The organism is Actinoplanes sp. NPDC049316 (assembly GCF_040677315.1).
Lineage (GTDB): Bacteria > Actinomycetota > Actinomycetes > Mycobacteriales > Micromonosporaceae > Actinoplanes.
In genome coordinates this window covers 413,668-437,466 of record NZ_JBFAQM010000004.1, presented here as the reverse complement: position 1 = coordinate 437,466, position 23,799 = coordinate 413,668, and the positions used below count along the sequence as shown (strand labels likewise).

The 23,799-nt window shown below is 73.8% G+C and carries 23 protein-coding genes; 13 read left to right on the top strand and 10 right to left on the bottom strand.

The features are described 5' to 3' along the window. Positions 1-87 precede the first annotated feature (87 nt). Complete coding sequence (locus AB0K03_RS09365) at positions 88-1,767, top strand: methyl-accepting chemotaxis protein (protein ID WP_364682440.1); 1,680 nt, start codon at positions 88-90, stop codon at positions 1,765-1,767. 146 nt (positions 1,768-1,913) lie between these two features. Continuing rightward, the gene (locus AB0K03_RS09360; RefSeq protein WP_364682438.1) at positions 1,914-5,210 is read left to right on the top strand and encodes a TIM-barrel domain-containing protein; all 3,297 of its coding nucleotides are present in this window, start codon (positions 1,914-1,916) and stop codon (positions 5,208-5,210) included. 438 nt (positions 5,211-5,648) lie between these two features. On the opposite strand, the gene AB0K03_RS09355 is transcribed toward AB0K03_RS09360, so the two are convergent. The 4 genes from AB0K03_RS09355 to AB0K03_RS09340 all read right to left on the bottom strand — a co-directional run bounded on the left by AB0K03_RS09355 (position 5,649) and on the right by AB0K03_RS09340 (position 9,503). Beyond that, on the bottom strand, positions 5,649-6,683 hold the full coding sequence (locus AB0K03_RS09355) for an acyltransferase family protein (protein WP_364682436.1): 1,035 nt from the start codon (positions 6,681-6,683) through the stop codon (positions 5,649-5,651). Beyond that, complete coding sequence (locus tag AB0K03_RS09350) at positions 6,680-7,558, bottom strand: alpha/beta hydrolase (protein WP_364682434.1); 879 nt, start codon at positions 7,556-7,558, stop codon at positions 6,680-6,682. Before AB0K03_RS09350 ends, AB0K03_RS09355 begins: the two co-directional genes overlap by 4 nt. A 74-nt stretch (positions 7,559-7,632) precedes the next feature. Then, complete coding sequence (locus tag AB0K03_RS09345) at positions 7,633-8,289, bottom strand: response regulator transcription factor (protein WP_364682432.1); 657 nt, start codon at positions 8,287-8,289, stop codon at positions 7,633-7,635. Further along, complete coding sequence (locus tag AB0K03_RS09340; RefSeq protein ID WP_364682431.1) at positions 8,286-9,503, bottom strand: histidine kinase; 1,218 nt, start codon at positions 9,501-9,503, stop codon at positions 8,286-8,288. Before AB0K03_RS09340 ends, AB0K03_RS09345 begins: the two co-directional genes overlap by 4 nt. Before the next feature lie 182 nt (positions 9,504-9,685). On the opposite strand from AB0K03_RS09340, the gene AB0K03_RS09335 reads away from it, so the two are divergent. Then, entirely contained in the window at positions 9,686-10,390 is a 705-nt protein-coding gene (locus tag AB0K03_RS09335; protein ID WP_364682429.1) for a beta-ketoacyl-ACP reductase, read from the top strand. 23 nt (positions 10,391-10,413) lie between these two features. Continuing rightward, positions 10,414-11,181 (top strand): enoyl-ACP reductase FabI, encoded by a 768-nt coding sequence (fabI, locus tag AB0K03_RS09330; protein WP_364682428.1) that lies wholly within the window; start codon positions 10,414-10,416, stop codon positions 11,179-11,181. On the opposite strand, the gene AB0K03_RS09325 is transcribed toward fabI, so the two are convergent. Next, positions 11,178-12,191 (bottom strand): metallophosphoesterase, encoded by a 1,014-nt coding sequence (locus AB0K03_RS09325; protein ID WP_364682426.1) that lies wholly within the window; start codon positions 12,189-12,191, stop codon positions 11,178-11,180. The genes fabI and AB0K03_RS09325 overlap by 4 nt on opposite strands. A 181-nt stretch (positions 12,192-12,372) precedes the next feature. On the opposite strand from AB0K03_RS09325, the gene AB0K03_RS09320 reads away from it, so the two are divergent. Both AB0K03_RS09320 and AB0K03_RS09315 read left to right on the top strand, forming a co-directional pair. Continuing rightward, positions 12,373-13,401: a ferrochelatase gene (locus tag AB0K03_RS09320; RefSeq protein ID WP_364682424.1), complete on the top strand. Its 1,029-nt coding sequence runs from the start codon at positions 12,373-12,375 to the stop codon at positions 13,399-13,401. Between the two features lie 82 nt (positions 13,402-13,483). Beyond that, complete coding sequence (locus tag AB0K03_RS09315) at positions 13,484-14,263, top strand: HAD-IIA family hydrolase (RefSeq protein ID WP_364682422.1); 780 nt, start codon at positions 13,484-13,486, stop codon at positions 14,261-14,263. On the opposite strand, the gene AB0K03_RS09310 is transcribed toward AB0K03_RS09315, so the two are convergent. Beyond that, a complete protein-coding gene (locus AB0K03_RS09310) occupies positions 14,260-15,279 on the bottom strand; it encodes a pectinesterase family protein (RefSeq protein ID WP_364682421.1) in 1,020 nt (339 codons plus the stop codon). The two genes, AB0K03_RS09315 and AB0K03_RS09310, sit on opposite strands and share 4 nt — an antisense overlap. A 186-nt stretch (positions 15,280-15,465) precedes the next feature. Between AB0K03_RS09310 and AB0K03_RS09305 the strand changes: the two genes are divergently transcribed. Together AB0K03_RS09305 and AB0K03_RS09300 are read left to right on the top strand one after the other, a co-directional pair. Next, positions 15,466-16,083, top strand: a complete 618-nt coding sequence (locus AB0K03_RS09305; protein ID WP_364682419.1) for a pyridoxamine 5'-phosphate oxidase family protein — start codon at positions 15,466-15,468, stop codon at positions 16,081-16,083. Between the two features lie 44 nt (positions 16,084-16,127). Further along, complete coding sequence (locus AB0K03_RS09300; protein WP_364682417.1) at positions 16,128-17,669, top strand: SpoIIE family protein phosphatase; 1,542 nt, start codon at positions 16,128-16,130, stop codon at positions 17,667-17,669. Here AB0K03_RS09300 and AB0K03_RS09295 read toward each other — a convergent pair. The 4 genes from AB0K03_RS09295 to AB0K03_RS09280 are packed head-to-tail and all read right to left on the bottom strand — an operon-like array spanning position 17,666 to position 20,001. Further along, entirely contained in the window at positions 17,666-18,076 is a 411-nt protein-coding gene (locus AB0K03_RS09295) for an ATP-binding protein (protein ID WP_364682415.1), read from the bottom strand. The genes AB0K03_RS09300 and AB0K03_RS09295 overlap by 4 nt on opposite strands. Next, on the bottom strand, positions 18,069-18,467 hold the full coding sequence (locus AB0K03_RS09290; protein WP_364682414.1) for an STAS domain-containing protein: 399 nt from the start codon (positions 18,465-18,467) through the stop codon (positions 18,069-18,071). The genes AB0K03_RS09295 and AB0K03_RS09290 overlap by 8 nt, the downstream gene beginning before the upstream one ends. Positions 18,468-18,502: 35 nt before the next feature. Beyond that, complete coding sequence (locus AB0K03_RS09285) at positions 18,503-19,132, bottom strand: class F sortase (RefSeq protein ID WP_364682412.1); 630 nt, start codon at positions 19,130-19,132, stop codon at positions 18,503-18,505. Positions 19,133-19,161: 29 nt separating this feature from the next. Beyond that, entirely contained in the window at positions 19,162-20,001 is an 840-nt protein-coding gene (locus AB0K03_RS09280) for a DUF4397 domain-containing protein (RefSeq protein WP_364682410.1), read from the bottom strand. Positions 20,002-20,160: 159 nt separating this feature from the next. On the opposite strand from AB0K03_RS09280, the gene AB0K03_RS09275 reads away from it, so the two are divergent. The 5 genes from AB0K03_RS09275 to AB0K03_RS09255 all read left to right on the top strand — a co-directional run bounded on the left by AB0K03_RS09275 (position 20,161) and on the right by AB0K03_RS09255 (position 23,799). Continuing rightward, entirely contained in the window at positions 20,161-20,739 is a 579-nt protein-coding gene (locus AB0K03_RS09275; RefSeq protein ID WP_364682408.1) for a sigma-70 family RNA polymerase sigma factor, read from the top strand. After that, entirely contained in the window at positions 20,693-21,403 is a 711-nt protein-coding gene (locus AB0K03_RS09270) for an anti-sigma factor (protein WP_364682406.1), read from the top strand. Before AB0K03_RS09275 ends, AB0K03_RS09270 begins: the two co-directional genes overlap by 47 nt. Before the next feature lie 171 nt (positions 21,404-21,574). Then, positions 21,575-22,315 carry an alpha/beta hydrolase gene (locus AB0K03_RS09265; protein WP_364682404.1) on the top strand — a complete coding sequence of 247 codons (741 nt, stop codon included), beginning with the start codon at positions 21,575-21,577 and terminating at the stop codon, positions 22,313-22,315. A 6-nt stretch (positions 22,316-22,321) separates the two neighbouring features. Continuing rightward, the gene (locus tag AB0K03_RS09260) at positions 22,322-22,534 is read left to right on the top strand and encodes a hypothetical protein (protein ID WP_364682403.1); all 213 of its coding nucleotides are present in this window, start codon (positions 22,322-22,324) and stop codon (positions 22,532-22,534) included. Between the two features lie 77 nt (positions 22,535-22,611). Beyond that, entirely contained in the window at positions 22,612-23,799 is a 1,188-nt protein-coding gene (locus tag AB0K03_RS09255) for a methyl-accepting chemotaxis protein (RefSeq protein ID WP_364682401.1), read from the top strand.

Below are 23,799 nucleotides of genomic sequence, written 5' to 3'. Positions count from 1 at the left end.
GTGACACCGGTCATGACCGGTGTCACGGCGGCTCAGCAAGTCTGCCGGCGGGCCGACTGAACCTGTGTGCAGGCAATCATCAGACGGATGGGCCCGGCGCTGGCCGCGCTGGCCGCGTGCGGCTCGCTGTTCCTCGTCCTCGAGCAGGTCGCCACGGGCGCCTTCGACGGACTCGAGGCCCAGCAGGTCGCCCAGGACGCCACCCGCATCCGCATAGCGCTGGATGCCCAGGTTCGCCTGCTGACGTCGTTCGGGGCGACCAACGCCGTCTGGGACACCATGTACGACCACATCGCGAAGGCCGACGCCGCCGGTTTCGCCGAGGACTTCCCGCCGGACGAGCCGGAGAGCGTGAACGGCCTCGACGGCCTGCTCGGCGTCGACGCCGGCGGACGCGTCGTGGTGGGCGGCTACACGGGCGCGGCCGATTACGGTACGCCCGCCGCGCAGCTGACCGACCCGGCGCTGCTGAACCGCCTCTACGACCCGGCCGGTGATCCCGGCTCCGCCCGGTGCGGTGTCGTAGCCGCCGACGCCATGTACGTCTACTGCGGGCTCGGCGTGTTCCCGAGCTCGGGCGAGGGCCGGCCCTCGGGTGGCCTGATCCTGCTCAAACGCCTCTCCGCGACGGGGATGCAGGCCTTCAGCGCCGACATCGGCCTGAGCACCACCGTGGTGGGCGAGCGCCGGCCGGGCGGGGCCGAGCAGGAGCCGGTGCGCAGCCTGCTCGGTCCGGTCGCCGTGCACACCACCGTGCTCGGCGCCGACCGGATCGCCCTCGACGCCGAGATCGCCACCGTGAACGGGCAGCGGCTCGTGCTGGAGTCCGTACGCCCCCGGCCCATCCACGCGGCCGCCACCGCCACCGCCCGCAAGCTGTTCGGGCTCGTCGCGGTCGCCACGCTGCTCGTGGTGGCGTACATGACCTGGTCCACCCGGCGGGCCGTACGCCGCCGCGTGCGGCCGCTGCGGCACACCACCGAGCAGATCATCGCCTCCGGCGACCACGACCTGCGCGTCGGCGGAACCGGTCACGACGACATCGCCGCGCTGGGCCGGGCGATCGACAGCATGCTCGACACGATCAGCAGCCGCGACCGGCTCCTGCAGGCCGAGCAGGAGCAGCGCCGGCGCGAGCTCGAGGAGACCCACGAGCGGCAGCGGGCGGCCGAGCGGGAGATGCAGCGCCGGACCCGCGAGCTGGTCGACGAGACCTCGGACCTGGTCGCGCGGCAGCTGGACGACGTGTCCGCGCGGGCCGCGACGGTCGGCGCGGCGGCCGGGCGCATCGACGGGCAGGTCCGCGACGCCCGGCTGGCGGCCGGGCTGCTGCTGACCAACAACGCCGAGGCCAGCCAGGCCGTCGGCACCCTGCACGAGAGCCTGCGCAAGGTCGACGAGGTGGCCCGCTTCATCGGCGGCATCGCCCGGCAGACGAACCTGCTCGCGCTCAACGCCACCATCGAGGCGGCGCGGGCGGGGGAGGCGGGGCAGGGCTTCGGCGTGGTCGCCGGCGAGGTGAAGACGCTCGCCGCCACCACGGCCGAGTCCACCGACACGATCAGTTCGACGCTGGACGAGCTCAACGAGCGGGTCACGGCGGTGGTGGACATCATGACCACGATGAGCGCGACCATCACCGCCATCGACTGCACCACCGCCGACGCCCAGACGATGACCACCGAGCAGGCCGAGGTCGTCGCCGATCTCAGCCACCAGGTGGCCGCGGCGATCGACCGGCTGGAGGGCCTCGCCGCGCGCGAGTGACAGCCGCCCGCGCGAGGCGCGTCCTGCGCCGCCGCGGCCGATCCGGGAAGTGGATCGACGGTCCACTATTGACAGCCGCGGACCGGCGGCGCAAAGCTCCCCACATCCCGTGACGACGGCGTCACGCGGGTGTGGGGGAGGGTGTCGTGTCGTTGCGTACCCGGATGTCCGTGCTGCTCACCATCCTGCTGGCCCTGGCCGGCGTGCCCGGCTCGGCCCTGGCCGCGCCGCGGGCGCCCGAGATCCACGGGCAGACCGTCCGGGCGGGACACCTGCGGGTCCAGGTGCTCAGCCCCACGCTGCTGCGCCTCGAGTACGCGGCCGACGACCGTTTCGAGGACCGCCCCACGTTCACCGCGGTCGACCGTACGCCGGCGCGCACCTGGTTCTCGGCGCGCACCGGCAACGGCGAGCTGACCGTTCGCACGAGCGCGGTCACGTTGCACCACGACCTCGACGGCGGCCCGGTCGGTGCGCAGAACACCACGCTCGACCTGACCGTCGCGGGCCGCCGGACCAGCGTGCACCCGGCGTTCGGCTCACCGGCCCGCGCCGACGCGCTGGGCGGCTGGTACCGCGGCCTGGACTACTACGCGGGCCAGGCCGGCCCGGTCGACCAGATCAACCTGCACCCCGGCATGCTCAACCGCGGCGGCTGGTATCTGCTCGACGACACCGCGACCGCGCTGCGCACCACCGACGGCTGGGTCGGCGCCCGCCCGGCCCGGACCGAGGCCTATCAGGACGGCTACCTGTTCGGGTACGGCCACGACTACGCGCGCGGCCTGACCGACCTGCGTACCCTGACCGGACCGTCGCTGCTCCCGCCGAAGTGGGCGTTCGGCACGTGGTTCTCGAAGTATCAGGCGTACAGCACCGCGGATTACGAGACCTCGCTGCTGCCCGCGTTCCGGTCGCACGACGTGCCGCTGGACTCGCTCGTGGTCGACACCGACTGGAAGGCGCCGAACGCCTGGGCCGGCTGGAACTGGAACCCGCAGCTCTTCCCCGACCCCGAGGCGTTCCTCGGCCGCCTCGAACGGCAGGGCGTGCACGCGACCCTCAACGTGCACGCCGCGATCTCCGGCGACGACCCCCGGTTCGCCGCCGCGCAGACCGTCGCCAAGGGCAAGCTCACCCCCGCGACCAGCAGCTTCGCGCCGAACCCGTACCGCTTCGACTGGACCGACCGCGACCAGGCCGCCGCGTGGGCGTCGCTGCACGAACCGTTCGAGGACCAGGGTGTACGGCAGTGGTGGCTGGACTACTGCTGCGACGACAGCACCGTGACCACCCCCGGCGTCACCGCGGACAGCTGGGTCAACGACCTGTACCGCCGCGACGGGGAGGCGCGCGGGCTGCGCGGGTTCTCGCTGGCGCGGATCGGGGCGGCGTTCCCCGCGTACACCACCCCGGGGCCGTCCGGGCCGTGGGGCGAGCACCGCAGCACCGTGCACTTCACCGGCGACACCCGGCCGGACTGGGAGACCCTCGCGTTCGCCGCGGCGATGACCCCGGCCGAGGCGAGCATCGGCATGTCGTACGTCAGCCACGACATCGGCAGCTTCGCCGGCAAACACCTGCCCGAGGACCTGTACCTGCGGTGGGTGCAGCTCGGCGCGTTCCAGCCCGTGCTGCGCCTGCACTCCGACCACGGGGACCGGCTCCCGTGGGAGTACTCGGACACCGTCAGCACGGCGGCCGCCGACTTCCTGCGGTTGCGGGAGTCGCTCGCGCCGTATCTCTACACCGCTGCGCGGCAGACCTACGACACCGGGCTGCCGATGGCCCGCGCGCTGTACCTGACCTGGCCGGAACAGGAGGAGGCGTACCGGCACGCCACCCAGTACACGCTGGGCGACTCGCTGCTCGTGGCGCCGGTGACCAGACCGGGGCTGAGCACCACCACCGCCGTGTGGTTCCCGCCGGGCACCTGGACCGACTTCTTCACCGGCGCGACGTTCCGCGGCCCGGCGACCCGGACCGTCGGCGCGACCCCGGACCGGATGCCGGTGTACGTCCGCGCCGGCGGCATCGTGGCCGGCGCCCCGGCGGCCGCCTCCATCGCCGCGCAACCGAAGGACCGCCTCGGTCTCACCGTCTACCCGCACGCCTCGGGCGCCACCTCGATCTACGACGACGCGGGCGACGGGCTGGGCTACCGCACCGGGCAGTTCACCCGCACGCCGGTCCGTTATGCCGAGGGACGCCTCAAAGTGCTGACCGTCGGGCCGGTCCAGGGCGACTATCCCGGCGCACCGGCGACGCGCCGGTACACCGTTGCGTTCGAGGGCGTCACGCGTCCGCATGTCGTGCTGATCGGCGGCCGGGCCGTGCCGTGGTCGTACGACCGGGAGACCCACCAGCTGACGGTGGAGGTTCCCGCGACGGCGGCAGGCCGCCGGGTGACCGTCGTGCACGACGCCGCGACGCTGACCGTCGCGCCGCAGCCGGCCGTCGACCTGTCCTTCACCGCGCCGGACGGCCTGCAGTCCGGGGCGACGAGCACGCTGGTCACCACGGCCCGCAACGAGGGCCCGGGGACGATCACCGGGCTGTCGGCCACCGTGGCCGCGCCGCAGGGCTGGACGGTCACCCCGCGGACGCCGGCGACCGCCGCCTCGCTCGCGCCGGGCGGCACCTTCACCGTCACGTACGACGTCACGCCGGCCGGTCCGTCACCGCGGACGCAGAACGTGGTGGCGCGGCTCGCGTACAAGAATCCCGACGGCACAGCGGCGACCCTGCCGGCGGCGCTGACCGTGCCCGTACGCCCGGTCGCCGTGACCTTCCGGGTCCTGGCCCCGCCGGGCACCCCGCCGGACGCGACCCTCTACGTGCCGGGCAACATCGCCGAACTCGGGCCCTGGGATCCCGCGAAGCAGCCGATGACCAACCGGGGCAACGGCGTCTGGGAGAGCACCGTCACCGTCCTGGACGGCACCGAGATCCAGTACAAGTACACCCGGGGCAGCTGGGAGACGGTGGAGGAATGGGGATCGATCACCGGGACGAACAACCGCAGCGTCACCGTGGACGGCGGGATCACCCGGACGATGGTCGTCGACGACACCTCGACGGACTGGGGCGTGCCCGGCGTGCCGGACACCCACCTGGCGATCCAGTACTGGCGTGACCCGCTTGTGGTCGCCACGACCCCGGCGGCCGGCAGCAGCGGGCCGTCCCCGGCCGCGGTCACCGTCCGCTTCCAGCGTGACATCCAGCCCTCCGGGGCGGACTACAGCGGCGCGGTCCGGGTCGAGGGGCCGTCCGGCGCGGTGGCCGGCCCGGTCGCCGAGACGACGCCGGGCACGCTCACCTGGACGCCGGCCGCGGCGCTGCCCGCGGGCGGCTACACGGTCACGGTGGCGCAGGTGAGCAGCACCGGGGCGGCCGGCGTGCCGATCCGGCAGCCGTACACCTTCACGTTCACGGTGTCGTGACGCCGGGGCGGCCGGGTCACGGGGTGTTGTGCACGAGGACGAAGACCACGACCACCCAGGCGGCGGCGATGGTGAAGCTCAGCGGAGCGACGAAACGGTTCATGGCAGTGACTTTCCGATCGAGCCGACGGGGAAAGTGCGCACACGAAACGTCGCGGCCGGGCACCCTGCGGCGTCGCGGCGCGGCACGACGGCCCTCGGCTCACGCCCGGAAATGCCGGACGAGCCGTGAGGCGGCAGGGAGAGGGAAGCGGTGTCAGCGGGTCGGAACCAGCCTCGGCTCACCGCGCGCGGTGACGCGCGGCGGCCGGCCGGGCTCAGAGCGGCTGACGGGCGGCCCGGCCACGACTGGGAGGATCGCTATCTCGCACAGCGATCACCTCCGTCGATAGAGCGGGCAACGTCGAACCGTCGAAGAGAGTACCCCTTAAGGCCCGCTTAATGTACGCACCCCCAGCCGTGCCGCCCGCCACGCGTCGCCACCGCCAGGAGCAGCGCGAGAACGGGTAACCAGACCATCCGCGCGGCTACCCACAGCCCGTCCTCCGGCACCCCGACGAGGCCCGGCAGACCCGTGCCGACCAGGCAGACGACGACCAGCAGCACGCTCTGATGGGTCAGGTAGACCGGCGCCGCGACGCGGTTCACGCGGGCCACCGCCCGGCGGGCCGCAGGCCGGCGCAGCGCGTCCGCCAGCCGCGCCCGCAGGGTCAGGAAACCACCGATCTGGGTGACGGCGAGCGCCACCGCGACCAGCGAGGGCGGCGCGAGGTTCGACCGGCCGTCGCCGGGCACCCCCACCGCGCTGACCGGGTAGCCCACCGCGATCAGCAATGCGAGGGCCGCGCTCCCGCACGCCAGCAGCGCCGGCCCCGTCCAGGGCCGGGTGAGGCGCCCGAGAGCCACGGCTGCGCCGAGCACCCACGGCACCGCCCACGCCGCCGCCACGGCCACCCAGCCCGGCAGCAGGCCCGCGTCCACGGCGGCGACCACGGCGACGGCGGGAACGGCGAGGAGCGGGCCGCTCCGGGCGACGACCCGGTTCAGCGGCGCCGCCACCGAGCGCAGCAGCAGATAGGGCAGGAGGAACCACAGCGGGCTGATCACCAGCTTGCCCACCGTCTCCAGCGTCACGGAGGACACGCCGAGCACCGCCCCGGCCCCGAGCGGCACACCCCACGCGGCGAGGAGCACGGTCATCGGCAGGAGAACCCGGCGAGTCGTCCGCCGCCGGCCCCCGGGCCGCCGTCCCGCCCGTGCGGCGGCGAACCCGCCCGCGAAGAAGAACAGGCCCAGCGTCTGCAGGAACCACGTGACCGGCGCGAGGCCCGGCATCGCCGACAGGGGACTGGACACGCGCAGCCCGTCCGGCGTGAGGACGAAACCGGTGACCAGCCAGTGCCCGAGGACCACCCCGGCGATCGCGTACGCCCGCGCCGCGTCGATCGTCGCGTCCCGCCCTGGCGCGGTCACGGCACGACCGCCGCATCCGTACGGCCGAGCACCACGCCGGCCACCGCGGTGAGCGTCGCGGATCCCGGGCACAAGTACCCGTCGTGCCCGTCCACGTTCGTGGTGGGCAGGGGGAGCGCGCCGAACGCCGCCGCGGACGGCCGCCGCCCGTGCCCCAGGTGACCCAGCCGCAGCTGCGGCACCCGCCGGATCCAGTCGTCCGGGGCGAGCGCGGACCACACCCTCGCCCCGCCCAGCTCGGCGGCGTGGCCCACGCCCATCCCCGGCGCTCCCAGCGCCACGACGTCGGTGACCCGGGGCAGCTGCCGCGCGGCCAGCCCCGCCACCAGGGCTCCGTAGCTGTGCCCGATCAGCGTCACGGACGCGCGCGGCGGCAGCGTACGCACGAACGCCACCAGCGCCGGCGCACCGGCCCGGGCCCGCAGGTCACGAGCGGCGTCCAGGGACAGGCCCTCCGGCGGGTCGTACCCGAGCCACGCCACCACCGCGACGCGCGCCGAGGGTTCCGCCGCCCGCAACGCCGCGAGCACGGCCCGGGCCTGGACCGCCGGGGCTCGCCGGGAGACCCCGCCCAGCCCCCGGTCGAAGTCGCGCAGCGTCGTGCTGACCCCGGGCACGAGCACCGCGATCCGGTCCGCCGTGGCGAGGTCCCCGACCGCCTCGACGGCCGTTCCGTCGCCGCGCGGGTCGAACGCGAGGAATCGCCGCCCGCTGCGCGCCCAGGCCGCGTACGGCTCCCCGGCGGAGACCATCGCGGCGGTGACGGCCGCCGGGGGAGCGGGATCCCGCACGGCCGGCGTCACGGGCGCGCCGGACGGCAGGCCGATCGAGAGCAGAGCCAGGGCCAGGACCACCAGCACCGATGTGATTCGCATGGCCGGCAGCGTCCGGCGGCGACGGGGAGCCGGGCGTCACCCCGCGGCGCTCACTGCGCCGTGCTACCCGGGAGCTATTCGCCGGCGGCCACCAGACCGGACTCGTACGCGAACACGACGGCCTGGGCCCGGTCCCGCAGCCCCAGCTTGGCGAGGATGCGTCCGACGTGGGTCTTCACGGTCTGCTCCGCCACCACGAGGTCCGCGGCGATCTCCTGATTGGAGCGTCCCCGCGCGATCAGCCGCAGCACCTCGGTCTCACGGGGTGTCAGGGCGTTGAGCGCCGTGGGGCGGGGCCGCTGCGCGCGGGGCCGGGTCGCGAACTCGGCGATCAGCCGCCGCGTCACCGAGGGCGCGAGCAGCCCGTCGCCGGCGGCCACCACGCGGACGGCTTGCACGAGGTCGGCCGCGGGCGCGTCCTTGAGCAGGAAACCGCTGGCGCCCGCCCGCAGCGCCTCGTACACGTAGTCGTCCAGGTCGAAGGTCGTGAGGATCAGCACCCGCGGGCCACCGCCGGCGGCGCAGAGCCGCCGCGTCGCCTCGAGGCCGTCCATGACCGGCATGCGCACGTCCATGAGCACGACGTCGGGGTCCAGCCGCCGGGTCTGCGTGATCGCGGCCGCGCCGTCCGCGGCGTCGCCGACCACGAGCAGGTCGGGCTGGGCGGCCAGCAGCGCGCCGAAGCCCTGCCGCACCATGGCCTGGTCGTCGGCGATCAACACCCGGATCATGTGTCCTCCGTCGGCAGCGGCAGGACCGCCGCCACCCGGTAACCGCCGTCCTCCTGCGGGCCGGCGTCGAGGGTTCCGCCGAGCAGTGTGGCGCGTTCGCGCATCCCGGCGAGCCCGTGCCCCGGCCCGGCCACCGCGTCCGGCAGCGCCGCGGTCGGCTCGCGGTCGCTGACCGGCGGCCCGTTGCGGACGTCGACGAGCAGCGCCTGCGGCGTCGCGCGCACCAGGACCCGCACCGGGCCGCCGGGCGCGTGCCGGGCCGCGTTCGCCAGGGCCTCCTGCACGATCCGGTACGCGGCCAGCCCCGTCGCCTCCGGCACCTCGGGCAGCGCCTCCCCGGTCAGCGACACCTCCAGCCCCGCCCGGGCCGCCGTCTCCACGAGCGCCGCCACGTCGGCCAGCCCGGGCTGCGGCGTCCGCGGGGCCTCGTCCGCGTCGGCGCGCAGCACCCCCAGCAGCCGCCGCATGTCGCCCAGCGCCGAGCGCGCCGCCGTGGCGATCGATGCGAACTCGGCCTCGGCCGGCGCGGGAAGGCCGTTCACCCGGTACGGCGCCGTTTCCGCCTGCACGGCGATCATCGACATGTGATGGGCCACCACGTCGTGCATCTCCCGGGCGATCCGGGTCCGTTCCTCGAGCACCGCACGCCGGGCCTGCTCCACCGCGGTCAGCTCGGCCTGCTCGGCCAGCTCCTCCCGGGCCCGCCGCCGCCGCGACACCAGGTCGCCGGCCAGCGCGATCGCCACGACCAGGAGGTTCGCGCCCCACGCGTTGCCCGGCGCCGCGAACACGAGGACCGGGACGACCGTCAGCGCGGTCGCCCAGGCGTTGACGGCCGGCTCGGCGCGGACCGTCAGCCCCGCGAAGACGGCGAGATACGCGATGATCTGCACCGGGCCCCACGGGAACGCCCCGCCGCCACCGATCGCACCGAGGAAGACCAGCGGGTACGCCACCCGCCACGCCGTCAGCGGCCGGCCCGCGGCGGTCAGCAGCACCGGCAGCAGGATGAGGGCCGCCACCGCGGCGGCGACCGGCTCGGGCAGGCCCCGGGTCCCCATCTGGTACTGCGCGTCGGCGAACCCGATGGCGACCAGGGCCAGCAGACCCAGCGGGACGCCGTACACCCGGAACCAGCGCCGGGGCCGCGGCCGGGCCGGCGGACGGGGGTCCGGGCCGGCGACGAGCCGGCGCAGCGGACCGAGGATCTCCATGTCAGGCAGGCTACGACCCGGCCGCCGAGGCGTCGTGACCCTGCGGAGCCATCCCGTACCCCCTACCCGGGTACGACGCCGCGCCGCCCCGGCCCGGGTTCCGCCTACCCGCAGGTAACGCCTAGTCTGCGAGCGGTCCGGATGCACAGAGCCTTCCGGCAAGCGACGTAAGGAGCAGCGCGTTGGCCCGCACCGTGTTGGTGACCGGAGGAAACCGCGGCATCGGCCTGGCCATCGCCCAGGCCTTCGCCGAGCAGGGTGATCGGGTGGCTGTGACGCACCGCGGCAGCGGCGCCCCCGAGGGGCTGTTCGGCGTGCAGTGCGACATCACCGACAGCGCGGCCGTCGACGCGGCGTTCACGACCGTGGAGAAGGAGCTCGGCCCGGTCGAGGTGCTCGTGGCCAACGCCGGCATCACCGACGACACGCTGCTGCTGCGTATGTCGGAGGAGCAGTTCACCCGGGTCCTCGACACCAACCTGACCGGCGCGTTCCGCTGCGCCAAGCGGGCCAGCTCGAAGATGCTGCGCGCCAAATGGGGCCGGATCATCTTCATCTCGTCCGTGGTCGGCCTCTACGGCGGACCCGGCCAGGTGAACTACGCGGCGAGCAAGGCCGGCCTGGTCGGCATGGCCCGGTCGATCACCCGCGAGCTGGGCAGCCGTAACATCACCGCGAACGTGGTCGCGCCGGGCTTCATCGCCACGGAGATGACCGACGTGCTGACCGACGCCCGCAGGGAGGAGATCCTGAAGGCGATCCCCGCCGGGCGGCTCGCGCGCCCCGACGAGGTGGCACAGGCGGTCACCTTCCTCGCCGGCGACGGGGCGGCGTACATCTCGGGCGCGGTCGTCCCGGTCGACGGCGGCCTCGGCATGGGTCACTGACCCACCAATTCACAGGAGAGAGCGTGTCTGGACTGCTGGCCGGTAAGCGGCTGCTCATCACCGGCATCATCACCGACGCGTCGATCGCGTTCTCGGTGGCCAAGCTGGCGCAGGAGAACGGCGCGACGGTCGTGCTGACCGGCTTCGGGCGGCTGTCGCTGGTCGAGCGGATCGCCAAGCGGCTGCCCGAGCCCGCGCCGGTGATCGAGCTGGACGCCACCGACCCCGAGCACCTGGACGCGCTCGCCGGCCGGGTCCGCGAGCACGTCGACGGCCTCGACGGCGTCGTCCACTCGATCGCGTTCGGCCCGCAGAGCGTGCTCGGCGGCGAGTTCCTCAACGCCGGCTGGGACGACGTGGCCAAGGCGCTGCAGGTCTCGACGTACTCGTACAAGGCGCTGGCCACCGCCTGCCTGCCGCTGATGGGTCAGGGCGGCAGCATCGTCGGCCTGACCTTCGACGCCACCAAGGCGTGGCCGGTCTACGACTGGATGGGCGTGGCGAAGGCCGGCCTCGAGTCGGCGTCCCGCTACCTCGCGCTGCACCTCGGCAAGCAGGGCATCCGCAGCAACCTCGTCTCGGCCGGCCCGCTGCGCACGATGGCGGCCAAGTCCATCCCGGGCTTCGAGCAGTTCGAGGAGGCCTGGGCGCAGCGCGCGCCGCTGGGCTGGGACCTCACCGACCAGGAGCCCGCAGCCCGCGCGGTGTGCGCGCTGCTGTCGGACTGGTTCCCGGCCACGACCGGCGAGATCGTCCACGTCGACGGCGGCTACCACGCCCTCGGCGCCTAGCCCTCTCCTTCCCGGGTCGGGAACTGCACGTCGGTCAGGGTGAAGCGGTTGCCCGCGTCGGTGAGCTCGGCGGGGCATTCGCCGGTGGTCGCGCAGTACGGCGAGTACGTCTGCACGGCCACCGTGCCCGCCGCGGTGTCGAAGTCCATCACCCGCAGGTAGCTGTTGTTGTCGACCTTCGGGACGCTGTACGTCTGGTAGTCGGCCTGGATCTGATACACGAGGTTGCCCGCGTCGCCGGGATCGGTCCGGTTGCCCACCCGGGTGTAGTGGCCGGACAGGATGAACTGGATGTTCGGGTGGAGCCGGCCGAGGTTCTCCCAGACCCGGTCGCCGATCGCCGTGCGCGCGGTCCCGCGCTGGAACTCGTGGGTGACCAGGATGACCTGCCGGTGCGGGTGGTTGCCGATCACGCGGCCGGCCCAGGCGATCTCGTCGGCCGTGGGGTCGAACTTGAGCGTCACCACGAGCCAGCGCACGCCGCCGGCCCGGAAGGCGAAGTAGCTGTTGTCCATCTGCCGCCACGGGTAGCTGCCCCGGAACGTCGGCTTCTGCCGGGCCGCGGACCAGGGGAAGTACGTGTTGAACATCGTGGTGCTGCGGTCGGTGGCGATCCCGGCCCACGGGTCGCAGGTCGCCTCCGGGGTGCACGCCCACGCGTCGAGGTCGTGGTTGCCGACCGCCGTCGCGTACGGCACCACGCCGTCGAGCCGGTGCATCGCGGTCACGGCCCGCTCCCAGTCCGACACGCGTGACGGCCACTCGACCAGGTCGCCCAGGTGGATGACGAACGGGATGCGGCCGGTCGCGTCCTGCTGCGCGATCCATTCGGTCTGGGCGTAGAACAGCTCCGGCTTGTTCTGCGTCGCGATCTGGGTGTCCGGGATGACGACCAGCCGGAACGTGTGACCGTCCGGCGGCCCGGCCGCAGCCGGCGCTGCCGAACCGGCGGCGGCGAGCAGGAAAGCTGCGAGCGGCAGGGTGCGCTGCCATCGGTTCCGCCACGTCATGGCCCCTCCTGTCATCGACGGGTTTCGCTCTCCCACTCATAGGCCCGGCCGGGCGGCCCGGTCCAGGGCCGGGTGGGCCCCTCTTCGTTCCCCGGGCCGTCGCCGGATGCGGATTGTGGCCCGGACCGCGTCCGCGGAGGGCCGGTCGTCGCTGGTACGGCGGGCAGGGGAGGATGGTCGCGTGGCGTACGACGCTTTCCTCCTGCTGTCCTTCGGTGGCCCCGAGCATCCCGACGACGTGATGCCGTTCCTGCGCAACGTGACGCGCGGGCGCGGTGTCCCGGAGGAGCGGCTCGCCGAGGTGGCCGAGCACTACTACCACTTCGGCGGGGTCTCGCCGATCAACCAGCAGTGCCGCGACCTGCTCGCCGCGGTGCAGGCCGACTTCGCCGCGAACGGGGTGGCCCTGCCGGCGTACTGGGGCAACCGGAACTGGCAGCCGATGCTGGCCGACACCGTGGCGCAGATGCGCGACGACGGGATCACCTCGGCGCTCGGCTTCGCGACCAGCGCGTACGGCGGCTACTCCTCCTGCAAGCAGTACTGGGAGGACATCGCCCAGGCGCGCGCGAAGGTGGGTCCCGGCGCGCCGGCGATCACGAAGCTGCGGCACTTCCACGACCACCCCGGATTCGTGCAGCCGCATGCTGACGCCGTACGCGATGCTCTGGGGAAGCTGGACCCGGCCCGGCGGGCGACCACCCGCGTGGTCTTCACCGCGCACTCCATCCCGAACTCCATGGCCGCCACGGCCGGCCCGACCGGCGGCCGGTACGAGGCGCAGCTGCAGGAGACGGCGGCCCTGGTGCACGCCGCCGCGGCGCCCGAGCTGCCGTGGGACCTGGTGTGGCAGAGCCGCTCCGGCCCGCCGCAGGTGCCGTGGCTGGAGCCGGACATCAACGACCACCTGGAGGCGCTCGCGGAGAAGGGCGTCACCGACGTGGTGGTCAGCCCGATCGGTTTCGTCTCCGATCACCTCGAGGTCATCTGGGACCTGGACAATGAGGCCCGGGACACCGCGGCCCGGCTGCAGCTGGGCTACGCCCGCGCGGCGACGCCCGGCACCGACCCGCGGTTCGTCACCATGATCCGTGAGTTGGTGCAGGAGCGGACCGGCGGCGCCGGGCGCGAGCGGCTCGGTACGCTCCCGGTCTGGGACGTCTGCCCGGCCGACTGCTGCCCCGCACCGCAGAGACGAGGACCGGCATGATCGACTGCACCGAACTACGCTTGCGTTCGTGGCCGACGGCCGCGACGGTGAGGGCCAGGAGAGCATGCCAATGGGGCACAGTATGACCGAGCGCAAGCCCATCGAGAGCTGGCTCACCGACATGGACGGGGTGCTCGTCCACGAGGGCGAGCCGGTCCCCGGTGCGCCGGAGTTCGTCAACCGGATGAAGTCGTCCGGCAAGCCGTTCCTGATCCTCACCAACAACTCCATCTACACCCCGCGCGACCTGCAGGCCCGGCTCGCGCGGATGGGCTTCGACGTGCCCGAGCGGTCGATCTGGACGGCCGCGCTGGCCACCGCGCAGTTCCTCGCGGACCAGCGGCCCGGCGGGACGGCGTACGTGATCGGCGAGGCCGGCCTCACCACGGCGATGCACGCGGCGGGGTACGTGCTGACCGAGTTCGCGCCGGACTACGTCGTGCTCGGCGAGACCCGCACGTACAGCTTCGAGGCGATCACCAAGGCGGTCCGGCTGATCAACGACGGGGCCCGGTTCATCTGCACCAACCCGGACGCGACCGGCCCGTCCAACGAGGGCGCCCTGCCGGCCGCCGGCTCGGTCGCCGCGATGATCTCCAAGGCCACCGGCGTGGAGCCGTACTTCGTGGGCAAGCCGAACCCGATGATGATGCGCTCGGCGCTCAACGTCATCGGCGGGCACAGCGAGAGCACCGCGATGATCGGCGACCGGATGGACACCGACGTGCTGTGCGGCCTGGAGGCGGGGCTGGAGACGATCCTCGTGCTGACCGGCATCAGCACGCGGGTGGAGAGCGAGCGGTATCCGTACCGTCCGTCGCGGATCGTCGACAGCGTGGCGGACCTCATCAACGAGATCTAGGGCGTCCACCCGGCGAGGTAGGCGGCCGGGGTGAAGACCGCCGCCTGCTCCGGCGTCAGCTGCGGACGATCCGGCGTCACCACCGCTCCCGGGCCCGCGTTGCGGTGTTCGGCGAAGCGGGCGTCCCGCCACGGCCAGCTGCCGAAGTCGCTCCACGGCGCCGGCCCGATGTGCGGGCCGAGCACCGAGTCGCGTATCACGCACTGACCGATCGCGTCCGGGTCCTGGCTCGGATGCCAGGGCCGGCCGAGGTACACGCTGGCCGGTGGGGCGTCCGAGGTGAAGTGGCACGCCACGAAGAGGAATCCGTACGGGTTCGCGATGTCGGTGCTGGGCGCGGTCACGTAGCCGTTGTTGGTCGTGGAGCCGCGGCTCAGCGAGTGGATCCGGCACCGCTCGAGGACCGCGGTGGCGCGCCCGAAGACGAAGTCGACGTCGCCCTCGACGTGGCAGCCGCGCAGGGAGACCCGCGCGGGCACGCCGGTCGCCGGGCTGTTCAGGTACAGGGTGTCCTGGTTGCCGAGGAACCGTACGGCCTCGAACACCACCCGGTCGGCGCGGGTCAGCACGGCCACCGCCTGCCGTCCGGTGATCTCCGGGTGCGCGGCCTCGTCGAAGTCGTTGGCGAAGGTCAGGTTGCGGGCCTGGAAGCCGGGCCCGTCGACGGTCACGGACGCGCTGCCCGAGGTGCCCCACGTGCCGCCGCCGGGCCGCGGGGTGCCGTTGGCGCGGTCGTCGACGACGACCACGTCGGCCGGGCCGGCACCGAGCCCCCGGAACCGCAGGTCCGGCTTGTCCGCCGGGACGATCACCTGCCCGCGGTAGATGCCGGGCCGGATGTCGACGAGCCCGCCGGCGGGGACGGCGTCCACCGCGGCCTGGACGGTGGTGTGGTCGCCGGTGCCGTCCGCGGCGACGACCAGCCGGGCCCGGGGCCGTCCGTACGCGGCAGCCGGTCCGGTGACGCCGGCGACCGCTCCGGCGGCGGCCAGCGTGAGCAACCTGCGCCTGTCCATGCGCCGGACGCTAGGACCGGTGATTGAAGCAGGTCAATGATGGTTTGCGACCGCGATCGGTTTGCTGCAACAAAAACGCGCGGCCACCTCGGTGCGTCCGGCGCGGACGGCAAACATCCTGCGAGCCCATCACTGCCCTGGTTCCAGAAGATGGGACGGCTCGTGGACGCCTGACAGAATCCGGGCATGGGGAAAACACATGAGTCGATCTCGGGACGGCTGCGGGACTTCATCGAGGCCCAGCCGGTGTTCTTCGCCGCCACCGCGCCGCTGAGCGGCGACGGCACGGTGAACCTGTCGCCGAAGGGCCTGACCGGATCGTTCGCCGTGCTCGACGAGCGCACGGTCGCGTACCTGGACTTCGCCGGCAGCACCGCGGAGACCGTCGCCCACCTGCGCGAGAACGGCCGCATCACGCTGATGTGGTGCGCCTTCCAAGGCCCGCCGAACATCGTCCGGGTGCACGGCCGGGGCGAGGCGGTGCTCCGCGACGACCCGCGCTGGACGGGCCTGATCGCGCACTTCCCGGACATCGACAGCCGCGACCACGGGCTGCGCGCGATCATCGTCGTGCGGGCCGAGCTGATCCGCGACTCGTGCGGCTACGCCGTGCCGCTGATGACGTACGAGGGCGACCGCGAGCTGCACGGGCAGCGCTTCAGCCGCGAGGACGACGAGTCGCTGAGCGCGTACTTCGCCAAGAAGGACCACATCGCCACGAGCCTGGACGGGCTGCCCGGCCTCCCGCTGCCCCTGCCGCCGGCGCCCGCCCACTCCGGCGGAGCCACGTCCGTGGTGGCATAGCGGGACGGCGGTCGTGTCCGTTCTTGACCGTTAGAGTGCCGGGTATGGCTGAGGACGGCTCCCCGGTGGCACCCGGCGTCGGCGCGTCGGTCGCCGCGCTGATGCAGGAGGTCCTCGCCGCGATCCCCGCCGGGTGCACGTGGCTGTTCCCGGTCACGGGCGAGGACGGGTGCGTCGTGGACTGGACGGTCGCGGCCACCACCGATCAGGTGCCGGACATCCACCGCCGGGGCGTGCGCCGGGTCGGTTCGCGGCTCAGCGAGCTCTACCCGAGCATGGTCGGCGGTCCGCTGTGGTCGCTCTACGAGCAGGTGCTCGCCGAGGGCAGCCCCGGCCGGCTCGAGGACTTCGAGTACGAGCAGAAGACCGCCGGTGTCGTCGCGTACTCGCGGTTCGCCGTCACCGTGCACCCGGTGCTGGGCGGGCTGCTCGTGTGGTGGCAGCGCTCGGACGAGAACGAGCGGCGGCTGGCGAACACCGAACTGCTCGGCAGCCTGGGCTGGTCGGAGTACGACCTCGTCACCGGGCGCAGCGACTGGTCCCCGGGCATGTACCGGATCTTCGAACGAGACCCGGCGCTCGGCCCGCTGCCCCGCGCCGAGCAGGGCGCCGCGATGCTCGCCGACGACCGGGGGATCGCCGAGACCGCGTGGCAGACCCTCGACAGCGGCGGCCGATCCGACGTCACCGTCAGGTTCCGGTTCGGTGCGATGGTCAAGCATCTTCGGATCCTGTCCGACGTCGCCCGCGATGCCGCCGGGGCGCCGCTGAAGATCTACGCCGTGGTGCAGGACGTGACCGCGCGGGAGAGCTCGCGCACGGAGCTGCAGCGGCTCAGCGACCGGCTGCACAACCGCGAGATGACCGCGCTGGCCGAGCACCGGCTGGCCGCGCAGCTGCAGAACATGATCCAGCCCGTGCCGCGGGAGACGATCGCTCTGCACGGCCTCGAGGCGATGGTCGGCTACCTCCCCGCCGAGAGCGCGGTACGCGTCGGCGGCGACTGGTACCACGCGGAGACCCTGCCGGGTGGCGCCGTGGTGCTGGCGGTCGGCGACGTCGCCGGGCACGGGCTGCAGGCGGCGAGCGGGATGGCCCACCTGCGGTTCGCGCTGGTGGCCTGGCTGTCCATCGGCATCCGGGACCCCGGTGCGCTGCTCGCCCACCTGAACCGGCTCAGCCTGCAGCTGCGTCTCACCGGGACGGCGGTGGTGGGCTGGTTCGATCCGGAGCGGCGGGAGCTGACCTGGGCGCGGGCCGGGCACCTGCCCCCGCTGCTGTGCCGGGCGGAGACGAGCACCGAGCTGCCCCTGCCGACCGGCCTGCTGCTGGGCGCGCACGGCGGTGCGGCGTACGAGGTGGTGACGACTCCGCTGGAGACCGGCGACGTGGTGCTGTTCTACACCGACGGCCTGGTGGAGCGGCGGCGTGAGGGCACCTCCCACCTGCTGCGCCAGGTGAAGGAGAACCTGTCGGCGGCCGCCGCGGAGCCGGGCGATCGGGTGCTGCCCCGGCTGCGCACGCTGCTGCAGGCGCCGAACCCGGACGACGACACCTGCCTGCTCGCCGTACGCGTGCTCCCCTAAAGATGCAGGCGGATGCGCACGAGCGTGCCGTCCGCCACCGGGGTGGCCTCCACGGCGTCGCAGACCCGCTCGACGATGGCCAGCCCCCGGCCGCGCAGCGCGTCGGCGGCCGGCATCTCCCGGCCGAAGTCGTGCGCCGGGCCCCGGTCCACGACGTCGCAGATCACGTCGCCGTCCTGCGCCCACACCCGCACCCGGCCACCGCCGTCGGTGTGCTGCAGCGTGTTGGTCGCGAGCTCGCTGACGGCGAGGACGAGCAGGTCGGCCCGCACCTCGGGCAGGCCCAGGGCGGTGGCCCGGTCCGCGACGAAGTCCCGGACGGTCCGCAGATCGCCGGGACGGTCGTACGCCATGGTGTCCGGGCCGGTGAGCGCGGAGAGTCCGGAACCGGGGACGAGATCAGGCATGGCCGCCCTCCTGCCCGGAGCCGGGTGTCGCGGCCGGCTCCTCGCCGAGCAGGCTCGCGATCCCGGTGATCTCCAGGACCGTGGCGACCGTTCCCATGGCGTTCACGACGTGCAGGCGGCGGCCCGCCTCGAGCGCGGCGCGGTGGGCCGTCACCAGGCCGTGGATGCCGCTGGAGTCGATGAACGTCACCCCGGTCAGGTCGACCACCACGACCGGTGCCTCGTCCACCGCGCCCAGCAGCACCGCGGTGAGCTCGTCACGCCCCTCCAGATCGCACTCGCCCGTCAGGGCCACGACCACGCGGCCGTCGCCGGCCGTCGTCCTCGCCTCGAAGTGCGCCATGTCCGTGGGGTGCCCCTTCGCCTGGGTCGGGGGGAGAGTCCCGGACATCATGCCATCGAGACGCCATGAGCGGGTGGCCGCGGTCACCGGGGCACGGCGGTCACCACCACGTTGTCGCGGTAGTGGCGGGTCGCGGCGTCGAACGGACCGCCGCAGGTGATCAAGGTGAGCCTCGGCGAGCCGTCGCGGGCGAAGTAGCGCTGCAGGGGGATCGCGGTCTTGGCGTACCGCTCGCGGGCGACGACCTCGAAGTCCCGGCTCGCCCCGCCCGGGCCGGTCAGCGTGACCCGGTCGCCGGGCGTGAGCGAGCCGAGCCGGAAGAACGCGCCCCGGCCCTGGCGGGCGCTGTCCACGTGGCCGGCCACGACGATGGAGCCGGCCGTCGCGGACAGGCCGGGCCCGAACCGGTACCACCCCACCCGGCCCACATCCTCCGGCACGTCGACCTCGCCGGTCGCCGGGTCGATGCCGACGGCGGCCACCGGGGCGTCCAGCTCCAGCGCCGGCACCCGCAGCCGGGCCGGGGCGCCGGCGCCGGCATCGCGTGCCGGCCGGCCGTCCGACACGGGTACGGAGGCCGCCACGGCCGGCGCCAGTGGCCGGTCCGACGGCGAGACGAGCGCGGTGACGGTGGCGGTCCCGACGTCCGGAGCCGTCCGGGAGCGGCACGCGACCACGCCGAAGACGGCCAGCAGCGTCACACCGGCGGCCACGACCAGGGCGGCCCCTCCCGGACGGGCCCTCACCGGCGTGCCGCGGCCGTACGGCGGGCCGGACGCAGCCGCAGCGCGCCGGCCAGCAGGAGCAGGAGTCCGGCCACGCCCACGGCGTACCAGGGAGCGGTGAGCCCGCGGTCGGCCAGTCCGCCGCTGCCGCTCGGCACGCCGCCGGGCGCCGAGTGCAGCCCGGTGAGGGTCTGCGCCACGACGTCCAGGGTGTCGTCCTCGGCGGAGCCCACCGCGTACACGATCGTGGCCGTGCCCTCCCGCAGGTTCAGGTCGGTGGGGCCGAGCACGACGTCGTCCGTCCCGGCCGGCACCACGTCCGCGGAGACGTCACCGGCGGCGAGGTCCGCCTTGGCCTCCTTGGGGTTGGTCAGGTCCCGGAACACCGGCTGACCGCCGGCCCGCACGTCCACCGCGGGCGCGGCCGCGGTGTGCCGGACCACCAGGCGGGTCTGGCCCGCGGCCAGCTTGCTCGTGTCGTTGACGAACGGGGTCAGCGTCGGCTTGCCGTCGGCGCTCAGGTGCGCCACCAGGCTGATGTTCGCGCCGCCCGGTACCTCGGCGTCGTCGACCGTGAGCAGCGCCTTGCCGAGGTCCTCACCCGGCTTGGTGAGCGCGATGTCGTACGAGCCCTCCTCCAGGGTGAGCGGGCCGGCGATCTTGCCCGGCTCGAACCCGGGCACGGTCTTCTCGCCGTTGACGTACACGTCCACCGGCTGGCCGGGGATGCCGTGCACGACGGAGACCTGCGACGAGGCGGCGAGCGCCGGACCGGTCGTGACCGCGCTGAGGCCGCCGAACGCCACGACGGCGGCGACGCCGGCCGCTGCCGCGCGGCGGGGGTGCAGAATGCGCATGGGACTTCCTCCGGTGTCGAGGTGGTGCTCTCGGTTGGATCACCGGGGGTTTCGCCGCCGTCGATGCGGATGGATGCAGAAGAAGAAAAGTGGATCGAGTGCATCCGAACGCGGCGCCGCGGCCGAATCTGAGGGTGAACGGCTGTCGGAGGGGGGTTGATGGGTCCGGGGGAGGAGCTCGCCGAGCGGTTCCGCGACGGCGACGAGAAGGCATTACGCACCGCGTACGAGCGACACGGCTCGGCGGTGCTCGTGCTGGGCGTGCGGTTGCTGGGCAACCGGGCGGACGCCGAGGACGTCACCCAGGCCACGTTCGTGGCGGCCTGGATGGGACGGGAGACCTTCGATCCCGAGCGCGGCTCGCTGCTGGGCTGGCTGCTCGGCATCGCGCGGCGCAAGGCCGTCGACCGCCTGCGGTCCGCGGCGCGCGACGAGCGGATCACCGACACCGTACGGTCGCAGCCGGTGCCCGCCACCGCGGCCGACACCCCGGAGCGCGTGGTCGATCGGCTCGTCATCGCCGACGAGCTGAACCGGCTGCCCGGTGAGCAACGGCGCACGCTGGAGCTGGCGTTCTTCGACGATCTCACGCATCCGCAGATCGCGGCGGTGACCGGTTTGCCACTGGGCACCGTGAAGAGTCACATTCGCCGGGGGATGGCGAACCTGCGTCGACGTTGGGAGGTGGACGGTGCAGCATCTGGACCCCGATCGGCTGGTCCTTCTCGCGCTCGCTGAGGAGGTCGCCGACGAGCACGAGTCGGACCACCTGGCCGGCTGCGCCGTCTGCCGGGACGAGCTGCGGACCCTGGAACACGTCGCCGAGCTGGGAGCCGAGTCCGCCGACATGCGCGAGCTGCCGCCACCGCCGGAGAGCGTGTGGGCCGGTATCCAGGCCGAGGTCGCCCGCGCCGGGGCACCCGCGCTCCCGGCCCGGCGCCGGCGCCGCACCCCGGCCGGTCACCCCCGCCGCTGGCTCGCCCCGGTGCTGGCCGCCGCGGCCGCCGCGGTGGTGGCGGTCGCCGGCACGGCCGTGGTGATGCGCGGGCTGGATCGGCCGCCGGCTGCGGACGTCACCGCCCGGGCGACCCTGAGCCCGCTGCCGAGCGCCCCCCGGGACGCCCGCGGCGACGTCCGGGTGCTCTCCGACGGCGAGGTGGAGGTCGACGTGGAGAACCTGCCGCTGACCACCGGCTTCCACGAGGTGTGGCTGATCGACCCGGACGACACCAGCAAGATGCTGTCGCTGGGCAACCTGCCGGCCCGCCCGGAGGCCGTCCTGCCCGTGCCACCCGGCACGGACCTCAACCGCTACCGGCTGGTCGACGTCTCCGACGAGGCTCACGACGGCGACGCCGCCCACTCCGGCAAGAGCCTGCTGCGGGGGACGCTCACGTACTGATCCCGGGGCGCCCGCGATGGCGCGGGTCAGGCGACCGCCCGCCAGAACGCCGTGGCGTAGGCGTCCGGCACCGCGCCGGCCAGGTCGCCGGTGTCCACGTACGGCTGAAGCGCCCGGCTCACCGTCTCCACGCGACTGTGCATCGGCTCAGAGTGCCAGAATAATGCGGGCATGGTGCTGACTGTGGGCAGTGGACCCGTACACGTTCTGGCGTTGCACGGCTGGTTCGGCTCGTCCCGCGGCTGGGGGTTCCTGCCGCAGCTGATCGACCGCGAACGGTTCACCTGGGCGTTCCCCGACTACCGCGGCTACGGCGAGCGGCGGGACGTGGCCGGGGAGCACAGCATCGCCGAGATCAGCCGGGACGCGCTGGCCGTCGCCGACGAGCTCGGCTGGGAGCGGTTCGCCGTGGTCGGGCACTCCATGGGCGGCAGCGCGGCGCAGCACGTGCTGGCCGACGCCCCGGAGCGGGTCACCCACCTGGTCGGGATCAGCCCGGTGCCGGCGAGCGGCGTGCCCTTCGACGAGCAGGGCTGGGCGCTGTTCGACTCGGCGGCGAAGGACCGGGCCGCCCGCAAGGCGATCATCGATCTGACCACCGGCAACCGGCTGTCGTCGCACTGGCTGGACACGATGGTCGACGAGAGCCTCGAGTCCTCGACCGTCGAGGCGTTCGGGGCGTACCTGCCGGCGTGGGCGCGGACGGACTTCGCCGAGCGGGTGGCCGGGAACCCGGTGCCGGCGCTCGCGATCGTCGGCGAGCACGATCCGGCGCTGGGGGCCGCGACGATGCGGGCCACCTGGCTCACCACGTACCCGAACGCCCGGCTGGAGGTCCTCGCCGAGGCCGGGCACTACGCGATGTACGAGACGCCGGTCCGGCTCGCGAGCCTGCTCGACGAGTTCCTCTGATCGGGTTTGCCTCGCCCGTTTCCGGCGAACCTGTCCGCATGGGGTCGTACGGCGCGGCACCGGCTCGCCGAGCTCGGCGAGCGGCTGCGTCACGAGGGTCAGGACCGCGCCGACCGGGTGTTCGCGGAGACGTTCGCGCCGCTCGGCCAGGAGCGGCTCGACGAGCTCGGCGACGTGCTGGAGACGCTCGTCGCGGCGCGGCCGGCGGCCCGCGTCTGACCCGGTCGCGCCGCCGGCCGCCACGCGGAAGCGGGCGGTCGGCTCAACTCGCGCCCGCGGCGGCCGATGAGCCGGGTATGTTCGCTCTCCTCGACCGGCTGCCGACCAAGGTCCGCACGTCCATCGCCCTGCTCAGCACCGTCGGCGGGGTGATCGGACTCGGGGTGTTCGCCCATCGGGCGGCCGGCTCGGCCGCCGGCGCGCTGCCGGCCGGCTCGCCGGCCCGAGCCGACCTCGAGCTGCTCGCCACGCTCGGGCTGTGGCTGCCCGTGGTGCTCGCCCCGATCGGTCTGCTCATGCAGGCGTCGGTCTGGTCGAGCATCGTGCGCCTGCTGCGCGCCGACGCCACGGTGATCCAGTCGGCCGCCGCCGGCGACCTCGGCGGGCGGATGCCGGTCGTGGGCAAGGACGAGCTCGGCCAGATGGCCGAGGCGTACAACACGATGATGGACCGCTTCCAGGCCACCGTCGCCGGCATCCGCCGCGCGGTCGACGAGGTCAACGGATCCGCGGGTACGCTGCAGCGCGCCAGCAGCACGATGGCCCGGGCCGCCGACGCCACCGCGGGCGAGCTGGAGACCGTGGCGCTGTCCGCCCGGCGGACGAGCGACGAGGTCGGTGCGATCGCGGAGGGCACCCACCAGATGCGCGCCGCCATCGAGGAGATCAGCACGAACACCTCGGACGTCTCCCGGATGACCGACGAGGCGGTGGCCGGCGTGAGCGTCGCCACCGGCAACGTGACCCGGCTGCAGGACTCCAGCCAGGAGATCAACGAGGTGCTCCGGACGATCAACGCGATCGCCGCGCAGACCAACCTGCTCGCCCTGAACGCCACCATCGAGGCGGCGCGGGCCGGCGAGGCGGGCCGGGGCTTCGCCATCGTCGCCGGCGAGGTCAAGGAGCTGGCGCAGGCCACCGCCGAGGCCACCGAGGAGATCGCCCGCCGCATCGAGGGCATCCAGCACGACACCGGTGAGGCGGTCAACGCCGTCGGCGGCTTCTCCGCCGTCATCAGCGCCATCGCCGAGCACCAGCTGACCATCGCCGCCGCCGTGGAGGAGCAGACCGCGACGACCGGCACGATGGTCGAGGGCGCGGGCACGGTCAGCACCGGCGCCGAGCAGATCAGCCAGGCCATCGTGGCGGTCAGCACCGCGGCCCAGGAGGTCCGCGGCGCCGCCGAGGAGACGCACCGCGCGGTGGGCGACCTGACCGGTACGGCGGCCCGCCTGCACGACCTCGCGGCCGTCTTCCGCGACTGA